The sequence below is a fragment of the Streptomyces sp. NPDC041970 genome (assembly GCF_055588985.1).
Map to the genome: position 1 here is coordinate 63713 of NZ_JBVJCD010000029.1, position 16186 is coordinate 79898.

General features: G+C 70.9%; 21 protein-coding genes and 4 pseudogenes. 12 read left to right on the forward strand and 13 right to left on the reverse strand.

The genetic code is table 11. From position 1 onward, the window contains the following. Positions 1-10 precede the first annotated feature (10 nt). The 5 genes from ACZ6EJ_RS16390 to ACZ6EJ_RS16410 are packed head-to-tail and all read right to left on the reverse strand — an operon-like array spanning position 11 to position 1930. The gene (locus tag ACZ6EJ_RS16390; protein ID WP_469267775.1) at positions 11-391 is read right to left on the reverse strand and encodes a hypothetical protein; all 381 of its coding nucleotides are present in this window, start codon (positions 389-391) and stop codon (positions 11-13) included. A gap of 42 nt (positions 392-433) precedes the next feature. Further along, on the reverse strand, positions 434-886 hold the full coding sequence (locus ACZ6EJ_RS16395; RefSeq protein ID WP_469267776.1) for a hypothetical protein: 453 nt from the start codon (positions 884-886) through the stop codon (positions 434-436). Then, complete coding sequence (locus tag ACZ6EJ_RS16400; protein WP_469267777.1) at positions 865-1368, reverse strand: hypothetical protein; 504 nt, start codon at positions 1366-1368, stop codon at positions 865-867. Before ACZ6EJ_RS16400 ends, ACZ6EJ_RS16395 begins: the two co-directional genes overlap by 22 nt. After that, positions 1365-1673 carry a hypothetical protein gene (locus ACZ6EJ_RS16405; protein ID WP_469267778.1) on the reverse strand — a complete coding sequence of 103 codons (309 nt, stop codon included), beginning with the start codon at positions 1671-1673 and terminating at the stop codon, positions 1365-1367. The genes ACZ6EJ_RS16400 and ACZ6EJ_RS16405 overlap by 4 nt, the downstream gene beginning before the upstream one ends. Then, a complete protein-coding gene (locus ACZ6EJ_RS16410; protein ID WP_469267779.1) occupies positions 1670-1930 on the reverse strand; it encodes a hypothetical protein in 261 nt (86 codons plus the stop codon). Before ACZ6EJ_RS16410 ends, ACZ6EJ_RS16405 begins: the two co-directional genes overlap by 4 nt. A 93-nt stretch (positions 1931-2023) precedes the next feature. Here ACZ6EJ_RS16410 and ACZ6EJ_RS16415 point away from each other — a divergent pair, with 93 nt between their 5' ends. From ACZ6EJ_RS16415 to ACZ6EJ_RS16445, 7 genes are read left to right on the forward strand one after another with little or no spacing between them, the layout of a single operon-like run. After that, positions 2024-2863, forward strand: coding sequence for a helix-turn-helix domain-containing protein (locus ACZ6EJ_RS16415; RefSeq protein ID WP_469267780.1), 840 nt, complete (start codon positions 2024-2026; stop codon positions 2861-2863). After that, entirely contained in the window at positions 2860-3075 is a 216-nt protein-coding gene (locus ACZ6EJ_RS16420; RefSeq protein ID WP_469267781.1) for a DUF397 domain-containing protein, read from the forward strand. The genes ACZ6EJ_RS16415 and ACZ6EJ_RS16420 overlap by 4 nt, the downstream gene beginning before the upstream one ends. A gap of 30 nt (positions 3076-3105) precedes the next feature. After that, entirely contained in the window at positions 3106-3315 is a 210-nt protein-coding gene (locus ACZ6EJ_RS16425) for a DUF397 domain-containing protein (protein WP_469267782.1), read from the forward strand. Between the two features lie 35 nt (positions 3316-3350). Beyond that, positions 3351-3557: a DUF397 domain-containing protein gene (locus ACZ6EJ_RS16430; protein WP_469267783.1), complete on the forward strand. Its 207-nt coding sequence runs from the start codon at positions 3351-3353 to the stop codon at positions 3555-3557. A 31-nt stretch (positions 3558-3588) separates the two neighbouring features. Next, complete coding sequence (locus ACZ6EJ_RS16435; protein WP_469267796.1) at positions 3589-3804, forward strand: DUF397 domain-containing protein; 216 nt, start codon at positions 3589-3591, stop codon at positions 3802-3804. Positions 3805-3834: 30 nt separating this feature from the next. Then, positions 3835-4047 (forward strand): DUF397 domain-containing protein, encoded by a 213-nt coding sequence (locus ACZ6EJ_RS16440; RefSeq protein ID WP_469267784.1) that lies wholly within the window; start codon positions 3835-3837, stop codon positions 4045-4047. A 44-nt stretch (positions 4048-4091) separates the two neighbouring features. Beyond that, positions 4092-4757: a GntR family transcriptional regulator gene (locus ACZ6EJ_RS16445; RefSeq protein WP_469267797.1), complete on the forward strand. Its 666-nt coding sequence runs from the start codon at positions 4092-4094 to the stop codon at positions 4755-4757. 4 nt (positions 4758-4761) lie between these two features. Here ACZ6EJ_RS16445 and ACZ6EJ_RS16450 read toward each other — a convergent pair. Then, positions 4762-5095 (reverse strand): annotated as a pseudogene (locus ACZ6EJ_RS16450) (DUF6177 family protein); the annotation flags it as partial. A 245-nt stretch (positions 5096-5340) separates the two neighbouring features. Between ACZ6EJ_RS16450 and ACZ6EJ_RS16455 the strand changes: the two are divergent. Continuing rightward, positions 5341-5716 (forward strand): annotated as a pseudogene (locus tag ACZ6EJ_RS16455) (site-specific integrase); the annotation flags it as partial. 702 nt (positions 5717-6418) lie between these two features. Next, complete coding sequence (locus ACZ6EJ_RS16460; protein ID WP_469267785.1) at positions 6419-8002, forward strand: aldo/keto reductase; 1584 nt, start codon at positions 6419-6421, stop codon at positions 8000-8002. Between the two features lie 254 nt (positions 8003-8256). Here ACZ6EJ_RS16460 and ACZ6EJ_RS16465 read toward each other — a convergent pair whose 3' ends face one another. Next, entirely contained in the window at positions 8257-8547 is a 291-nt protein-coding gene (locus ACZ6EJ_RS16465) for a hypothetical protein (RefSeq protein ID WP_469267786.1), read from the reverse strand. A gap of 298 nt (positions 8548-8845) precedes the next feature. On the opposite strand from ACZ6EJ_RS16465, the gene ACZ6EJ_RS16470 reads away from it, so the two are divergent. Then, positions 8846-9493 (forward strand): DUF6518 family protein, encoded by a 648-nt coding sequence (locus ACZ6EJ_RS16470; protein ID WP_469267787.1) that lies wholly within the window; start codon positions 8846-8848, stop codon positions 9491-9493. 314 nt (positions 9494-9807) lie between these two features. Here ACZ6EJ_RS16470 and ACZ6EJ_RS16475 read toward each other — a convergent pair whose 3' ends face one another. Together ACZ6EJ_RS16475 and ACZ6EJ_RS16480 are read right to left on the reverse strand one after the other, a co-directional pair. After that, on the reverse strand, positions 9808-10698 hold the full coding sequence (locus ACZ6EJ_RS16475; protein WP_469267788.1) for a hypothetical protein: 891 nt from the start codon (positions 10696-10698) through the stop codon (positions 9808-9810). A gap of 247 nt (positions 10699-10945) precedes the next feature. Next, entirely contained in the window at positions 10946-11257 is a 312-nt protein-coding gene (locus ACZ6EJ_RS16480; RefSeq protein ID WP_469267789.1) for a transposase, read from the reverse strand. A 408-nt stretch (positions 11258-11665) separates the two neighbouring features. Here ACZ6EJ_RS16480 and ACZ6EJ_RS16485 point away from each other — a divergent pair, with 408 nt between their 5' ends. Next, positions 11666-12091: a DUF5959 family protein gene (locus ACZ6EJ_RS16485; protein ID WP_469267790.1), complete on the forward strand. Its 426-nt coding sequence runs from the start codon at positions 11666-11668 to the stop codon at positions 12089-12091. Positions 12092-12146: 55 nt separating this feature from the next. On the opposite strand, the pseudogene ACZ6EJ_RS16490 reads toward ACZ6EJ_RS16485, so the two are convergent. Further along, a pseudogene (locus ACZ6EJ_RS16490) lies at positions 12147-12251 on the reverse strand (IS5/IS1182 family transposase); the annotation flags it as partial. A gap of 2 nt (positions 12252-12253) precedes the next feature. Here ACZ6EJ_RS16490 and ACZ6EJ_RS16495 point away from each other — a divergent pair. Further along, positions 12254-12535 (forward strand): annotated as a pseudogene (locus tag ACZ6EJ_RS16495) (hypothetical protein); the annotation flags it as partial. Here ACZ6EJ_RS16495 and ACZ6EJ_RS16500 read toward each other — a convergent pair. The 3 genes from ACZ6EJ_RS16500 to ACZ6EJ_RS16510 all read right to left on the reverse strand — a co-directional run bounded on the left by ACZ6EJ_RS16500 (position 12507) and on the right by ACZ6EJ_RS16510 (position 16038). After that, positions 12507-14126 carry a serine/threonine-protein kinase gene (locus tag ACZ6EJ_RS16500; protein ID WP_469267791.1) on the reverse strand — a complete coding sequence of 540 codons (1620 nt, stop codon included), beginning with the start codon at positions 14124-14126 and terminating at the stop codon, positions 12507-12509. The pseudogene ACZ6EJ_RS16495 and the gene ACZ6EJ_RS16500 overlap by 29 nt on opposite strands. 177 nt (positions 14127-14303) lie before the next feature. Continuing rightward, on the reverse strand, positions 14304-14579 hold the full coding sequence (locus tag ACZ6EJ_RS16505) for a hypothetical protein (RefSeq protein ID WP_469267792.1): 276 nt from the start codon (positions 14577-14579) through the stop codon (positions 14304-14306). A 226-nt stretch (positions 14580-14805) separates the two neighbouring features. After that, positions 14806-16038, reverse strand: coding sequence for a hypothetical protein (locus ACZ6EJ_RS16510; RefSeq protein WP_469267793.1), 1233 nt, complete (start codon positions 16036-16038; stop codon positions 14806-14808). Positions 16039-16186: the final 148 nt, after the last annotated feature.

Consider the following 16186-nt stretch of genomic DNA (forward strand, 5'->3'; position numbering starts at 1 on the left):
CGTACGGGGGTCACGCCTCCCCCTCCGCCCGTCCGGGGAACCGGCGCGGCTGCCGCGCGAGCATCGCGTCGATCGCCGCGAGCGTGGGGTCCACGACGTCCCAGTCGTGGGCGGAGGGGTGGCCGGCGAACAGCCCGCACGCGTCCTCCCCCCGGCCGTCCGACGCGCCGCACCAGGGCATCCCCATGAGCCGCGCCCCGGCCTCGCTCCAACGGGCCCACACCGCGCCCCGGTTCGCGTCGTCGTCCCACAACACGGCCGCGTGGTCGCCGTCGTGGCCCTCGGCCAGTTCGCACAGCACGTGTCCGGCCTGGGGAGGCGGTCCGGGGGCGGCGAACCGGACCACGTGCGCGGGGGGCGGCAGCAGGGCCACCGAGGTGCAGGAGTTCATGGCGGTACGGGGGGCCCTTCGGGTTCGGGTGGGGGCAGGGGGTCAGAGCTCGTCGGGGTCGTCGTCGGCGGGGTCGTCGTCGGCGTCGGACCGCTGGAGTTCACCGCGCACGTGCTCGGTGAGCAGCTCGCCGAGCGGATCGGTCACGTCCCAGGAGTGCGCGCCGGGATGACGGTCGAAGAACGCGCACGTCGACACCGTCTGCGTGGCCAGGTGCCGCAGGCGCGCGGGGCACAGCGGCAGGATGGCGAACCGGTGGATGCGGTGCGCCCCGGTCCCGTGCCAGCACACCCACAGGTCCCGTGCGTCCGGGGTGTCGGCCACCCACAGATGGGCGGCGTGCTCGGCCTGCTCCCCGTGCTCGCCCAGTTCGCACAGGAGGAAGTCGTCCTCGGGCAGCGCGTCGAGCGGGTGGGCGGGCCCGCCCTCCATGGAGAGGAGCGCCCGCAGCGTCTCGCGGAGGGGGACGCCGATCACGGCGGTGCACTGCAACACGTCTGCTCCCCCTCCATCACGCGGGTCCGGTCGGATGCCGTACGGGATGACCGGCCGCCCCCGCCGGGCACGACGGCGCCGACCCCGGCCGCGGACGCCCCGGCCGCCTCCGGCCGTACGGGCGGCCACCCGGCGAGGGTGACGCGCAGCCCGACCGCCGGGTCCAGGACGGTGAGCAGGGCGGGGAAGCCGAACTCCAGGGCGCGCAGCGCCTCTTCCTGGCGCGCGTCGTCACCGGCCCAGGCGCGGAGCTGTTCCGGGGCGTCGGAGCCGTGGAAGGCGACCCGCCGGACGCCCGCCTCCGGCAGCCAGGCGCGGGCGGCGGGCGGGCGGGCGCACCCGTGCCCGTCCGCGAGCCGCAGGGCCTGCCCGCGCAGCCAGCGCAGCACGAGCCGCCGGTTGGGCAGGACGACCCGGCCGAGCCGGACCGCGCTGTCCCCGGCCGTCGCGGTGACCTCGGCGACGTAACCCGCGCCCCTCATGCGGAACGCTCCCCGCCGCTCGGGAAGACCGCGCCGCGCGACCGGCGGGCCCCCGCGTCGACCGCGTACGGCACCGCCTCGCGGTCCGCGTCCAACGGTGCGCGGCCGACGGCCCGGTGGGCGGTGCCGGTGCGATGGCGGGACGGTGCGGCGTACGGAGTGGAGGCGGCGGCCGGACGGCGGGTGAGCGCCCACGTCAGCCGGGGGAAGCGGAGCCGCAGGCGGACCTCGGCGGCCCCCAGGGCGAGGGCGAGCCGCACGCGTACGCGGGTCGCGGGGCGGCGGGGGTGCTGCGGGGCGTTCACAGGACCTCCCCCCGGCTGCGGGCGTTGACGTAGGAGATCCGGGCCCGGAGTTGCTCTATCAGCAGCGCGGGACGCACGTACCGGGGCTCGACCTCCCACTCCGCACCGCCGCCCACCGGGCGGAGTGACCAGTACGGGCCGGCGACCCCGCGGTACTCCCCCACGCGGTCACCTCGACTGGTGTCCACCAGGAAGGCGCCGAGGGCGGGGAGGCCCGGTGGTTCCGGGGGATTCGGGCACGCGTTCACGCCGTACACCTATCGCTCCTCTCTGTAGTCGTTTGACTACCGGGGCGACTCAGAGTGGCCTAGTGTCGAAGCGTCTTCAACGTTGCGATCACGGAGAGCACATTGGTCAATCGCAAGGAGTTAAACCCGGACGCGGGCCCGCTGGCGGCCTTCGGAGCACGTCTGCGCACGGAGCGCGAGGCACGGGGCTGGAAGCAGGACGACCTCGGGGACCGGATCGGGTACACCGGGCGTCACGTCTCGGGGGTGGAACTGTGCCACAAGCCTCCAACTCGCAAGTTCTCGATCGCGGTTGACGTCGCCATGGGGTTCGTCGGGTCCGCTGATTCGTTCGAGCGGGAGTGGCGAGGGATCAAGCACGGCGTGCTGTTGCAGGGCTTCCCGGAGTACGTGGAACTGGAGGGCAGAGCGGCGGAGATCAGGCTGTTCGAGACGGGCCTGATTCCTGGGCTACTGCAGACGCGGGAGTACGCGCAGGCGTTGGCGAACGGAGCGGTCGAACGGGGTGCCATCACGCAGGAGGAAGCAGATGAAGCGGTCTCGTTTCTCATGAAGCGCCAGGCGGCGTTGGTGCGTGACGTACCACCCATGATCATCGCGGTGCTGGATGAGAGCTGCATCCGTCGGCCGATCGGCGGCCCCGCCGTCATGGACGCGCAGTTGCAGCATCTGATCGACTTCGCCGCCCTGCCGAACACCGTGTTCCAGATCGCCCCGTACAGCATTGGCGAGCGCCGCCCCTACGAGCGGCTGGTGAACCTGCTGACCCTGCAGGACCGGTCCGTGGTCTCCTACGTCGAGTCGGAGACGCAGGGCCATCTGGACCGCGAAATCAGCTCCGTGCTCCCGCTGGTGAGGGCCTACCATCAACTGCAGGCCGTGTCTCTGTCGCAGACAGATTCCGTGGAGAAGGTCCACCAGCTTCGAAAGGGCACCTCGTGACGACCGAAACCCCCACCCCGTACTGGGTCAAGTCCTCCTACAGCGGCACCGGCGGTTCCTGTGTCGAGTGGGCCCCGCGCGCCGCCTCGGCCACCGGCGCGGTCCCCGTCCGTGACTCCAAGAACCCGAGCGGCCCGGCGCTGAACCTGTCCGCGCAGGCGTTCTCGACCTTCGTCCGGGGTATCAAGGACGGGGAGTTGCAGCACCCGTAGCCGCGCAGAGGCGGCCCGTCGTGGAGGCAGATGGCGATGACCGAGTCCCCTCGCTGGTTCACGTCCTCGTACAGCAACAACGGTGGCACCTGCGTCGAGGTCGCCACCAATCTCGCCCCCGCGCACGGGGTCGTCCCCGTCCGCGACTCGAAGAACCCGCACGGCCCGGTCCTCAGCGTCCGGGCCGTCGCGTTTTCGGCCTTCGTGCGGGGCGTCCGGGACGGGGAGCTGCACCCGTAGCCATCGACCGGCCAGTTCCGAAGGGACCTCCCGTGATGACCGAGACCCCGTACTGGATCAAGTCCTCCTACAGCGGCACCGGCGGCACCTGCGTCGAGTGGGCCCCGCGCGCCGTGCCCACCACCGGCACCGTCCCCGTCCGCGACTCCAAGAACCCGAGCGGCCCGGTGCTCACCCTCTCCGCCCAGGCGTTCACCACCTTCGTCCAGGGCGTCAAGACCGGCGACGTGCATCACCCGTAACCCCGAACGACCCGTCGTGAAAGGGCACATGGTGACGACCGAGACCACGAACCCGTACTGGATCAAGTCCTCCTACAGCGACACCGGCGGCACCTGCGTGGAGTGGGCCCCGCGCGCCGTGCCCACCACCGGCACCGTCCCCGTCCGCGACTCCAAGAACCCGAGCGGCCCGGTGCTCACCCTCTCCGCCCAGGCGTTCACCACCTTCGTTAAGGGCGTCAAGACCGGCGAGTTGGCGCACCCGTAGCCGCGAACGACCCCCAGTGAAAGGGCACTCATGACGACGACCGCGTCTCCCCGCTGGTTCACTTCCTCGTACAGCGGAAACGGCGGCACCTGCGTCGAGGTCGCCACCAACCTCGCCCCCGCCCACGGCACCGTCCCCGTCCGCGACTCCAAGAACCCGAGCGGCCCGGCCCTCAGCATCCCCGCCGCCGCGTTCTCGGCCTTCGTCACCGGCGTCCGGACCGGAGCCCTCGCCCCTGCCTGACCACGCCCACCGGCGCGACGCCCCACCGACCACGGTGGGGCGTCCTGCTGCCCCGAACCGGGCGCGCCCGTGCCCGCGGGCCCCGCCCGGCACCCGCCGCCCGCCGCCCGTCGACCGCCGCCCGTCAGGAAGAGGACCCGTTGATGGCCGACGACGTACGCGCCCCCGAGCACCCTCCGTACGAGCCGCTGAGGCGGCACGGGATTCCGCGGCTGGCGCACCAACAGTGGGGATCGGGACGCGCGGTCTGGGACGCCGACCTCGGGGGCCGGGACCTGGTGGTGGACCAGGTCGAGGTGAACGAGGGCGCCGCGCCCGAGCACGCGGCCCGGCTGCTCGGCCTCCCGGAGGGCGGGCGCACCTACATCAGGCGGCGGCGCTACGTCCTGGACGGCAGGCCGGTGATGCCGGCGACGTCGTACCTCCCCGCCGCCCTCGTCGCGGGCTCCCCCATCACCCAGCCCGACACCGGGCCGGGAGGGACCTACGCCCGGCTGACCGAACTGGGCCACCGCCCCGCCCACTTCCGCGAGGAGATCCGCTCCCGCACACCCCTCCCGGAGGAGACTTCGAGCTTGAGCCTCCCACCCGGCACACCCGTCCTCCTCGTGCGCCGGACCGCCTTTACGGAGGCGGCCCGCCCGATCGAGGTCACCGAAATGGTCCTGAACGCGGACGCGTACGTCCTGGAGTACGCCTTCGACGCGTAACCCCGCCCCTGACCGAGATGGTCAGACGGGCCGCGAAGGCCCCCGCGCGTTGCTCGGCCTGCGGAACACCCGCGACGGCGCGGGCCTCGGTCCACCACACCGGCCCCTCACCAGAGCTCGGCGCCGGGCCCCAGCAGCCGGGCCGCCTCACCCGGCACCTGGAGGAGCAGCGGCACCTCGATCGATACGAGCAGCCGCCCCTCCGCGTCGCACAGTCGGACCACGGCCCCCTCGCCGGCGGTCTCGACCAGAAGATCCGGGCCGCCCGCGAGCAGGCCCGCCAGAACGCTCAGCGCGTCCGGCATACGCTCGGTGAGCGCGATCACGTCTTTGGTCATACGGTGCTCCCCCAGGGCGACGCGGCCGAATCGGGCGCTTGGGTGGGGTCGCAAGCACCCTCTACCCGGTTGTTCGACTGGTCGCGGACAGATGAGTTCGAGGTCGTATGCGCCGTGGAGGCTGTCGACGACGGCCTGCGCGCACGGATCGGGCCGTGACCGTGTCTGCCTGGGACGCTGCGGGATACCTGTGGCAGCCGATCCGCAGCCCCCGCTCGGAGGGCCAGGCAGCCGGGTTGCTGTCGGGCCTTCTGCCCCGGCTGCTGCGCGGCCGCACCCGCAGCCCAGTCTTCGTCACGCACCGCCGCCCCGGCCCCGGCAAGGTCCTCGCGCCGCGCGACGTCTGCCCGGCCACCGGGCTCGCCCGGCTGTCGTACGGGCAGGTCCGCGCGCTGCTCGACCAGCACACCGCCGTCGCCGGGGTGGCCTGGACCGGCTGGGACCTGCACGAACAGGCACTCCGGCCTCACCCATCTCGGGGAGGCTGGGGCCGGCTTGCCGATGCTCATGGCGAAATCGCGGCACAAGGAGCCGGAGAACGTGCGGCGCTGCTTCCATCCCTCGGCGGAGGCGATCGCCGAGGCCACCAGCCTGCTCGCGCCCGGCGACATACTGCGCTGAGCCGGAAGCCTTACTGCTGACGGGCCCGTGCTTGCGATACCAGTGGCACTCGATGTCCTCGTACAACCGGTTCAGTTGGACCGTGAGGGCGAGGTCAGCCCACAGCGTGGCGGACAAGAAGTCGGCGTCCCGGAACAGCTCCTGGATGATCCGCCCGTAGCGCTCGCCCATCCCGGTGTGGGCCTCGTTCTCGGCCTGACTGATGGAGAACAGGTCGTCCACCGGGGCCGTGCCGTGCCGACTCAGCAGGACCCCCGCGCCGGCGCAGCAGGCCCGGACCTTGATCCTTCTCACCGTGAATTCCTGCACCGGAACTACTCACGCCCGCGTTCGGGCAATGCACTCTGCCCGAACCGCCCTGGCGGGCGACGCGACGGACCCGGTAGGAAAGGGGGTGTTCCGCTCAGAGCCTAGAGAGGCCCACCGATGCGCGCACACGACAACGCCACGACCTCCGACGCAAAGTCGCCACAGCGCGCGCCGCGTGTCAGCAGGCTCCCGATGACGTCTGCCGGGCTGGGGCCTGGTCCACACTCTCCCTTGACCCTCCTGGCGCTGCAGCGCGCGGTCGGGAACAGGGCGGTGTCCCGCATGGTCGAGGAGTCGCGCCATCAACACGGCGCCGGCTGCGGTCACCGACAGGACACTCCTGCCGTCCAGCGCTCTTCCGTCCATGACGTCCTGCGCGGCTCGGGGCAACCCATGGCCGCACCGTTGCAGCAGGAAATGGAAAGACGCCTCGGCGCCGACTTCTCCGACGTGCGCCTGCACACCGGCACCGCAGCCCAGCGCTCCGCCGCCGAGATCGGCGCCCGCGCCTACACCTCCGGCAACCACGTGGTGATCGGCGACGACGGAGGTGACCGGCACACCCTCGCCCACGAGCTCACCCACGTCATCCAGCAGCGCCAGGGACCGGTCGCGGGCACCGACAACGGCTCCGGCCTGCGCGTCTCGGACCCGTCCGACCGCTTCGAACGCGAGGCGGAGGCCAACGCCCGGCAGGCGCTGTCAGGCCCGGTGCCCGCCCAGCGCGCCACCGGCCCGACCACCGCCGGTCCGACCGCCGCCGCGCCGTCGGCGCAGAAGGCGGAGCCGATGGTGGCCCGGATGACGGCCGAGGAGTCCGCCGCCGAGGAGTCCACCGCCGACAAGCCGTGGCCGGTGTTCGGCGTCGACGGTCGGAGCCGGGAGCAGCTGAAAGCGGCTTTCTCCGAGGGGTACCGCCGCTTCGACACCGCGGAGAGCTACAACAACATTCACGATGTCGCCGAGGCGCTGCGTGGCCAGCCCCGGGACAGCTACGAGCTGCTCTACAAGTTCGACGTCAAGGCCGGTGAGTCGCCCGAGCAGCTGACCGCCCGGTTGCGCGGGGTCGCCAAGCTGTTCGATGGTCGGCTGGACTCCCTGGTCATCCACAACCTGGACGTCAACAAGGAACTACTCACGGCCGCCTGGCAGGTGCTCGGCAGTCTGAAGAGCGAAGGGGTCGCCCACCAGATCGGGCTGGGCAACGTCGGCGAGGCACATGTGGGGCTGCTGGCCGAGCTGGGCGGGGTCGACGTGGTGGAGAACTCCGTCGAGAGCGTGCTGCTCAGCGAGAACATACAGGACGCGATCTCGAAGTCCGGTGCGCATCTGTACTACTACGACGTCATCAGGACGGCCAAGCAGATGAACCTCGACCCCAAGTCGGCCGACGACATGAACGCCCTCATCTACATGATGACCAGCGCCTCCACACGTACCAGCATGATCACCAGCAGCGGCTCCGCGGAGAACCGCATCGCGAACCTGACGAACTTCCGTGGTCCCGACGACTCGGCCTTCAACGGCGACGAGCAGTACGAGGGGATGGGTAAGGTCAGCGCCTGGCAGAAGCAGCAGAGCGCCGGCCGGACGAACGATGCCGCTTTCACGCTCGCGCCCGAACTCCACGCCTGGCTGGCCGACCTGAGCGAGCGCAGTGCGGGCCTGCGCGGCCAGGTGGCGGCGGCGGCACAGCAGGCGGGACAGTCGGTGACCCAGGCGTTCATCACGGAGTGGCTGGTCAGCAAGGGACACCTGACCGTCGCCGACCTGGAGTCGGTGAAGGTCCCCTCCCGGGTGGGCCTGAAGCGGCGTTACATCGGCATGGCCCTGCCCGAGGTCCTGGGTGCGCTGCTCGGCGTCAAGAACTGCGACTGGAAGTGGTCGATCGAACTGGTGCAGCTGATGGTCAGCGACATCGACACCTGGAACGACGTGCTGCAGCACGTCGCCGACCAGATCGTCCAGTCGGCCTGAGCCACCGCTCTGGCGACGCACTGTGGTTCAGTCGGGGGTCGGCACCCGGGATCACCACCGCCCCGCTGTCCAGGTCGGGGAGTCGGCAGTGCGGCGGGGTGACGATCTGCAAGGACCGCTCGCTCCGAATCACGAGAAACTAGCCACAATAAGGCGCTATCCACTCATAACTTCCATCGATCAAGAATGTGCACCACGGGGGGGCACACCACGCTCATGCGGCACATTCGATTCCGGAAAAGCGTGCGGAGCTGTTAACAACCCGGCGGCATCGGCTGTTCCGGTGCACCATTGAACAGGTGGTCATACATGGCTCGAAGGTAGACATGCAGACTTTCCCTGTCAGGGAACTCAATATCAGTCAGTCGCTCATATTCGGCCGGCCCGAAGGAATCGTCAGACATCACCTGCTCGAACCCCTCGCGGATCTTCCTCACGTAGGCATCACTGAAGCTGAACAGCGCGGGCTTCAGTTCGCCCGCATTTTCATACCCTCGCTCAAGGTCCAGGTTCACCCTGAGAAAATTCTTGAATCGTGCGTCCATCGATACGATTCCTCACGGGTGGCGGCCGGCAGCCGGGTTCGCGGACATGGTGTGCAGACGGTATGTCCCGTCGGGGTTCACCCGGCAGACAGGCAGAGTGGTTCCGCGGAAGGCCGACAAGCGGCCCCGGAGCGGCATCACTGCGACCGGCATCCCCTGCTCGTCACGTGACCGCAGAGGGCGACGCGGCGGAGCGGGACAGCGCCGGACAAGGGAACGCGCCGCCCATGCCGCGCATCCTCTCAAGTGCACCGAGAGGTGTGAGCACGCAGTCCCCGACAGAGAAGTGAGCACCACCATGAGCGCGTCCCCGGCCATCGCCTCAGTGCCCGATACGAGCGGAAGAGCCTGGGCCTGCGCGACGGCGTCGGCATTCGCCGGAGGACTCCTCCTCGGCGTCCTGACCAATCTGCTCCAGGGTTGGCTTCCGGGTGAGTGGAACCAGATCGCCAACTCCGGTGCGGTCTGGTCCGTCGCCGCGTTCGCCGCCGGCGCGCTGCTGGCCCGGCGGGTCGGCCTGCCCGCGGCGGCCGTCGCGGGCCTGATCGCGGAGTCCGGCCTCGTCGTCGGCTACTACGCCTACGCGGAGATCGCGCGCGACGGCATGGGCTCTCTGTTCGCTCCCCTCGTCTGGCTCGGCATGGCGTTCGTCGCCGGCCCCCTCTTCGGGGTGGCGGGCTCCCGGTGGCGGGGCGACAACCCGCGCCACCGCGTCATCGGCCTCGCCGCCCTGGCGGGCGTCTTCGGCACGGAAGCCATCCACTACGCGTGGGTGCTGCACTACTTTTCCGTGGCATGGGCCTGCCTCGCCGTCCTGGTCCTCGTGCCGCTGCTCATGGCCCGCACCCACAGAGAACGCGCGCTGACCCTCCTGACCGCCCTTCCCTTCTCACTCGTGGCCTACCTCGTCTTCTACAGACTGATCCTGACGCCACTCCTCGGCTGAGGGTGCGGGGGTGGCGGGAGGAACCAGCAGGGCGCTTCTCCAGCACCGCGCTCACAGGCGCCATGGTCAGGGGCGCCGCGTTCAGGGGCGCGAATCCCGGCCGCGCCCCTCGGCCGTGTTTTAGGTTCCGGTTCCACTGGGGCTGTTGAGCCGTGGCGATCGTGGTGCCGGTCTGGGGCCTCAGAACGAGGACTGGTCGGTGTGGTGCGTCGCAGGCAGTGTGCAAGGGCCCGTCCGGTATTGCTGGCGCAGGACCGGCCGGGCCCGTTTCCGCGTTCGGCCGGCTGTCTCCCGGCCGTGTCCGCGGTCTGCCGCTATCGACCTCTGCACATCACGTAGAGGTCCACGTCGATCGGCTCCCAATTGCTTCCGGCCTGGATCCACCAGCCGTCGCGGTCGGCTCCCTCGCTCATCAGGCCGGGCCTGGACGCGATGAGCACGGGCTCCTGACTGTTCGCCGCGGCGCCACCACTGGTGACCCGCCGACCGTTGAGGCAGGTGAGGAACCCTCCTGACGGGGTGTTCTTGCTGACCTTGTAGGTCGTCCACTCATTGTCGGCGATCGGGTCGGCACAGGTCACGGCCCCCGCGACACCGACCGTGCCGTTCGACATGACACGGCCGGCCACCGTCCACGCCGTCGGTCCGGAGGCGGTGAAGCCCGACGGGTAGCTCTTGGTGAGAGAGCTTCTGGTGCCCTGGACCTCGGCCCCACCGCCGAGGGCGGTCTTGCCCGCCGGGCAGGAAACGGTGACCGTCTGGTCGCTCGGCACCTGGACCAGCGGGGCCTGCACGACCTCATAACCCCTGGGCAGGGATGCGCAGACCGCCCAGACGGTCACCGTGGTGGGTTTCCCGCCGAAGTTGCGGGCGCTGGCAACCCATCCCCACGCTTGCTTCTCACCATGGAGGACGGCGGGAAAGCTCCCGACCAGGCCGACGGCGTCGTACCCGACGCTGGGGGCAACCGCCTCCGCGCCGCCGCTGATGGCCCAGTCCCCATCGCGGCACTCCGCGTAGACCGGCTGGAAGTCGTTGACGGTCTTCGACCCCTTGACGACCGAGACCAGCGCCAGCGGCGGCGCCGGTGTCGTGTCGGCGGCGGCAGGCTGGGCCGGCACCGCCGCGATCAGGACCAGGCCGAGCGCGGTGGCGCACCAGCCGATCCGGGAAGCGGCCCGTGACAGGAACTGCTGAAAGCTCATGGGACCTCGATCTGTGATGGCGCGACACAACGCGCAGCGCGATCACGCTATTGCGGTGCGTGACCCATTGCCTAGTGGGGGTCACTGGATCCGGTGACACCCGCTCCCGAACGAAGCCCCGCAGGTCACGCCGGGAGGGCACCGGTGACAGTGCACTCGGCCGGGCGCGGCACGTCGGCATCGGCGGTCCAACCGATGGCACCACGTACCAGCGGACAACCCGGCGCTCGCGCCCCGGACGTGCGGGTCACACCCACCAATGCACCGCCGCGACCTGGGCTGCCGCCTCGAAACCGCAGGCCAACTCCTCGTACCGCGTGGCCACGGCACGGTGCCGCTCGAGACGGCTGATGCCGCATTCCACCGCGCGGCGGGCTTTGTGATCCTGGCGGTCGAAGTCCGGTGGCCGGCCGCCGACGCGGCCCCAGCGCTCGCGGTTGCGGACCCGGTCGACCGGCTCGGCGATGGAGCACCGGATTCCGCGCCTCCTCAGGTAGGCGCGGTGGGCAGCGGACGAGTACCCCTTGTCCACCCGCACCCGGACCGGCGAAGGCGACACCGACTCCAGTGCAGACCATTGCTTGTCCGAGAGATCCCCACACCGCGATCATCACGGCTCAGCAACCGCAGTGGAACCTGCACACCTGAAACACGGCCTGGACGTCTTCCCCACGCTGTCGTCGCCGATGGCCATCAGGTACTCGGCGAACCGCCGGGCCGCCGGGCCCTCCGCCCGGTGGACGACGGTGACGGCATGGTCCACCGGGCGAGGAGCAGCGCTCGTACCGAACACGCCCATGGCCGGCTTCACCGAAAGAACCCCGTCGACGCGTGCCACCGCACACGCCGAGCCCACCAACCGCGTGGCCGGACAGAACCGGCGCACCTCCCCCACAGCCGGAATGGCGCTGGCCCACCGGGCGGATGTACGTCAAGATCGCTTCGACTTCGTGGAGGTGACTCGGTGATGGCCGAGCAGGTGGATCTGGCTCTGTTCTGTGACGACGAGGGCAACTGTGTGCGCATCACGGTGCTCGGCCCTCTGGAAGGCGTGACGGGAGGGCTGGCCGCGGAGATCGTCGTCGACACGCCGTTCGTGAGCGGTCGGGTGGATCTCGCGTTGTGGCGGTCGCGTCTCGTCTCGTGGGGCGAGGCTCTGGACCGCCTTGAGGCCGGCGAGGACATCGCCTGGTTGCACGTCCAGCGGGGCCCCTCCGTCCACATCCACCTGGATGGAGAGCGGGACTGCCCCGAGGTCGTCGTCGAAGACGCTCTCCTCTCCATGGTGACCGTACGCGTGCCGATCGACCTGCCGGCCGACTGGATCGAGACTCATCGGCGCCTGCTCGCCTCCGTACTCAGCACATGGGACAGCCACCTGTCACCGGAGTGAGCACCGTTTCCGCCGACAGATGAGTGAGCGCCCGAGGCTGGGGGACGCCGGGGACTCCGGCTGCGAGCTGGGCACAGGTGTGCCCCACCCGCAGGCGGGCCTGTGCGAGGAGAGCTTGACGGCCGGCGCCCGGCCGCCGCCACCGGGAGCCGATCACACGTCATCGAGCACACGCTCCCCCAGCCGAAGGACCAGCGGGCCAACCGCCGCCGCACAGGCAGCGCGGGCGGCAGACCTGCCGGCTTCGACAGCGAGCGCCACCGGCGTCGCACCGAGGTCGAGCGGACCATCGACCGGCCCGAGAACTCCCGCGCGGCCACCACCCGTTACGACAAGAGGGCCTACGTCCTCCACGGCACGGTCACCGCAGCGGCAGTCCGTCTACGGCTCCGCCCGTGCTCTGCCGGAGAGGCCCTCAAGCCAAGGCCTGCCAACCCTGCGTGATCTCTTCGTGGACGGATCTGGGATTGGGCACGGTGTTGCCCGGGCCGTGGGTCAGCAGGGTGAGCAGTGCGGTGCCGTCGGCCGGACGGTCCGCCGGTTCGGTGTTCAGGGCCCGCAGGACCACTGCGGACAGGGCGGGGTCGACGGCCCGCAGCGCGGCGAGAGCGGTCGGTTCCGGGCCGGTCTCGGTGATCTTGCGGTACACCGCGCCGATGCTGGTCGCGGCGAACGGGCTGTCCCCGTGGACGGCGGCGACCACGCAGCAGGCCCACGCCCAGATGTCGGCGGCCGGGCCGGGTTGGGCTTCGTCGAACTGCTCCGGGGCCATGTACGTCAGCGTTCCCGGTGAACCGCCGGTGCGGGTGAGCCGTGTGCGGTCCACGATCGCCGCGATGCCGAAGTCCAGGAGGCGCGGGCCGTCACTGGTCAGCATGATGTTGCCCGGTTTGAGGTCCCGGTGGACGAGGCCCAGACGGTGGATGCCGCCGAGCGCCGTCGCCAGTGCGAGGGCGAGTGCGCGCAGGGCCTGCGGTGTGCGGATCGGGCCCTGTTCGCGCAGGTGGGCGTCGAGGGGGCGGCCGTCGAGGAGTTCCATGGCGAGGAAGGGCCGTCCGGCGTCCACGCCGGAATCGAGGACGCGGGCCGTGTACGCGCCCGGGACCATGCCCAGCACCTCCGCCTCGCGCTCGAAGCGGGACAGCAGAGCCGCGTCGTCGAGGAGTTCGGGGTTGATGGTCTTGAGGGCGACCTGGGTGGCGGAACCCGCGCGGCGGGCCGCGTAGACCGTTCCCATGCCGCCGGCGCCGATCCTGCCGAGCAGGTGGTAGGCGCCGATGGTCTGGGGCTCGTGCGGTTGCAAGGGCGGGAAGGCGCTCGGGAGTCCCTGGGACGGGAGGCCGGCTCCGGGAGGGGTGCTCGGTGCGGCCGCGAGGGGCGGAACGTGCCGAGTGGGGCTGGGTGCGGCGGATGCCGGGGGCAGGCCGGCGGTGGCCAGGGGCTGGTGCCGGGAGGCCACGACGAAGGCGACGATCTGGAACACTGCGGCAGCCACGGTCACGCCGATGGGCAGCACCACTACCATCAGCAGCAGCCACAGGACGAAGCCGCCGATGATCCGGGTGCGCGTGCGCGGAGAGTGCCACAACCCCGCGGGCATACCCACCGTCAGCAACTTCCGTTGCGCGAGCGTCCAGAACACCAGCACCAGGACGATGCAGAGGAGGGCAACGCCGGCCTCTTGCTGATAGACGGCGAGGTCCAGGCCGTCTCGCTCCTTCATCTCGAAGACCCAGCCACCCACGTTGAGCGGGCTGCCCGGCCAGGGGGCGGTCGCGAGGGTCCTTGCATCGACGGGCGCGTCGATGTTGGGCAGAAGCGCCGTCAGTACGAGCGCGCACGCCAGGACCAGTCCTCTGTCGAAGAGGGCATTCGTCCAGGTCCCACCCTCGTCCGTCCCCGTGAAAGCCGCGGCCTCCCGTTGCCTGATGGCTCGTTGAAAACGATGCAGCAGCGGGAGGGCGAGCATCCTTACGATCAGCGCGCAGGCGAGAATGCCCAGCGCCGCTTTGATGACGTACCCGTCTTCGTGCACTACGCCCCCGTCTCGACCATGCCTCTGACCGGCGGAGTATAGAGGGCCCACGTGACGAGCAGACCCAGACCTGTGACGCTCACGAGCGCGTCCCAGGGCTCCTTCAGGCGGGTTCCGCCCTCGGGGTCATTGCGTGGAGTGATCTCGTCCGGGTTCGTCAGGTGGGGCCGAGGGCGGTCAGGGGGCGACGGTAGTCGCGGGCGGCACGGCGGAGGCCATGGTGGACCGGCCGTTCTGGCGGTGGACGCCGACGGCGAGGTTTCGCGGGGAGGCCGTCGTGCGGGGCAGGTGGCCGGTGCGGATCGTGGATTGGTCCGCGCGGAAGGTCCGGTCACGGACGTGGTGCGGGAGGTTTTCGATGCCCCAGTGCCCTCTGGTCCAGGAGGCGAGTTCACGGCCGGTTGCGGCACCGGCGTGGAGGCTGGTGATCAGGTGGATCCGTTCGATCGACAACTGCCCGGTGCTTCGGCGAACTGTCTTGTTCCGGACTACCTGCCAGAGATCGGGTGCGTGTGGGGGCGGGGGGCGGCGTCGGGCGCTCGGCGCTTCGGTCCGCCCGTTCCGCCCTCTGGGGGGGGCCAGTCGCCCACGGGTGGTGCGGCTGGGGTCACCGGGGCGGTGCGGGGGTCGGCTGCCCGGCTCGTACAGGGTTGGGCCGGGCAGCCGGAGGGGGCGTGCGTCAGCTCGTCGAGGGGTTGACGGTGAGGGTGGCCGTGTTGTTCGTCAGGTCGGGGTCGAAGGTGCGGACGGCGGGTTCGTAGGCGTCGTTGTAGACGGCGGCGCGGGCGGTGGCGTTCGGGATGACCTCGTCGATGTGGAGGGTGAACGGGAAGGCGTGGGTGGCGGACTTTCCGGATTCGGTGAGGTAGATGGGGGTGTTGCAGCGGTAGCGGGTCTCGGACTGGGACCAGCAGGCGTCGGGGGCGGAGGCGACCGAGGTGCCCGCGGGGATGTCGACGTCGACGGTCGCGGCGGCTTCGCCCGCGCCGAGGGAGGCGACCCAGGCGGGGCCCGCGTTGTGGACGGTGACGGTGGCGGGGACGGTGGCGCCGGCCGCGCCGGAGACGGTGGAGGCGGTCAGCCGGTAGTCGGCCTGGTTGACGGTCTTCACCGTGAAGGTGCGGTACGGCTGGAGCTCGTCGGAGGGGGCGGCGGCCGGGATGAGGTTCAGCTCCGGGCCGGCGCCCGGCGTGAAGGCGCGGCCGGCACGGGCCTCGGCGAGCGCCTGCTCGGAGTAGGGCTGCGCCGAATAGTCGACGCGGTCGAAGAGGGCCATGTCCTTGGTGCGGAACTTCAGCGGGAGGGAGTGGTACGAGCGCGGGGTCGTCCGCTCGTCCAGGACGCAGAGGAACGTACGGCCGGTGACGGCGTTCGTGGACTCGCAGTTGGAGGGGACGGACATGCCGAGGCGGATGCCGCGGGAGGTGAAGACGGTGAGCAGGGTGCGGTCGGCGGTGCGGTTGCCCCGGTTGCCGAGGACGACGGAGGAGTCGAAGGGCTGGTCGGGTGCCATGCCGGTGCGGTACTCGGCCTGGGTGAGGCCGAGCGCGGGGCCGTCGTTGACGGCGACGTGGGTCTCGCCCGGGTAGGCGTTCATGCCGCCGGCCTGGGCGGTGTAGCGGACGTAGCCGTCGTTGCCGTCGGTGGCGCCCGGCTTGGCGGTCAGGCCGATCCGCGCGGCGGGGGCGTTGGCGCCGCCGGGGAGTTCGGGGGTGGTGCAGACGGCGGTGGTCTCGTTCTCCGGGCGGCAGTTCGCGGGCCAGGTGACCTCGGCGAACGAGGCTATTCCGGAGGCGTCGACGGTGAGCGTGCCGGCCGGGACGGTGGTCGCCGTGTTGTCGTGGCTGATCTGCACGGTCAGCGACTGCGACGGTGCGGGGGAGCCGTCCTCGGACGGGCCCGCGAGGGTCATCTCGTACGGGTCGGACCAGAGCCACAGGGCGTCGGAGGCGGGGGGGGGGGGGGGGGGGGGGGGGGCGGGGGGGGGGGGGGGGGGGGCGGGGGGGGGGGGGGGGGGGGGGGGGGGGTTTTTTTCTGGGAGGAGGAAAAAAAAAACCGGA

Coding starts and splice junctions, on each gene's coding strand:
- ACZ6EJ_RS16390 (WP_469267775.1), bottom strand. CDS start 391: ATGAACTCCTGCACCTCGGTGGCCCTGCTGCCGCCCCCCGCGCACGTG.
- ACZ6EJ_RS16400 (WP_469267777.1), bottom strand. CDS start 1,368: ATGAGGGGCGCGGGTTACGTCGCCGAGGTCACCGCGACGGCCGGGGAC.
- ACZ6EJ_RS16425 (WP_469267782.1), top strand. CDS start 3,106: ATGGCGATGACCGAGTCCCCTCGCTGGTTCACGTCCTCGTACAGCAAC.
- ACZ6EJ_RS16430 (WP_469267783.1), top strand. CDS start 3,351: ATGACCGAGACCCCGTACTGGATCAAGTCCTCCTACAGCGGCACCGGC.
- ACZ6EJ_RS16440 (WP_469267784.1), top strand. CDS start 3,835: ATGACGACGACCGCGTCTCCCCGCTGGTTCACTTCCTCGTACAGCGGA.
- ACZ6EJ_RS16460 (WP_469267785.1), top strand. CDS start 6,419: ATGGCCGCACCGTTGCAGCAGGAAATGGAAAGACGCCTCGGCGCCGAC.
- ACZ6EJ_RS16465 (WP_469267786.1), bottom strand. CDS start 8,547: ATGGACGCACGATTCAAGAATTTTCTCAGGGTGAACCTGGACCTTGAG.
- ACZ6EJ_RS16470 (WP_469267787.1), top strand. CDS start 8,846: ATGAGCGCGTCCCCGGCCATCGCCTCAGTGCCCGATACGAGCGGAAGA.
- ACZ6EJ_RS16475 (WP_469267788.1), bottom strand. CDS start 10,698: ATGAGCTTTCAGCAGTTCCTGTCACGGGCCGCTTCCCGGATCGGCTGG.
- ACZ6EJ_RS16485 (WP_469267790.1), top strand. CDS start 11,666: ATGGCCGAGCAGGTGGATCTGGCTCTGTTCTGTGACGACGAGGGCAAC.
- ACZ6EJ_RS16510 (WP_469267793.1), bottom strand. CDS start 16,038: ATGACCCTCGCGGGCCCGTCCGAGGACGGCTCCCCCGCACCGTCGCAG.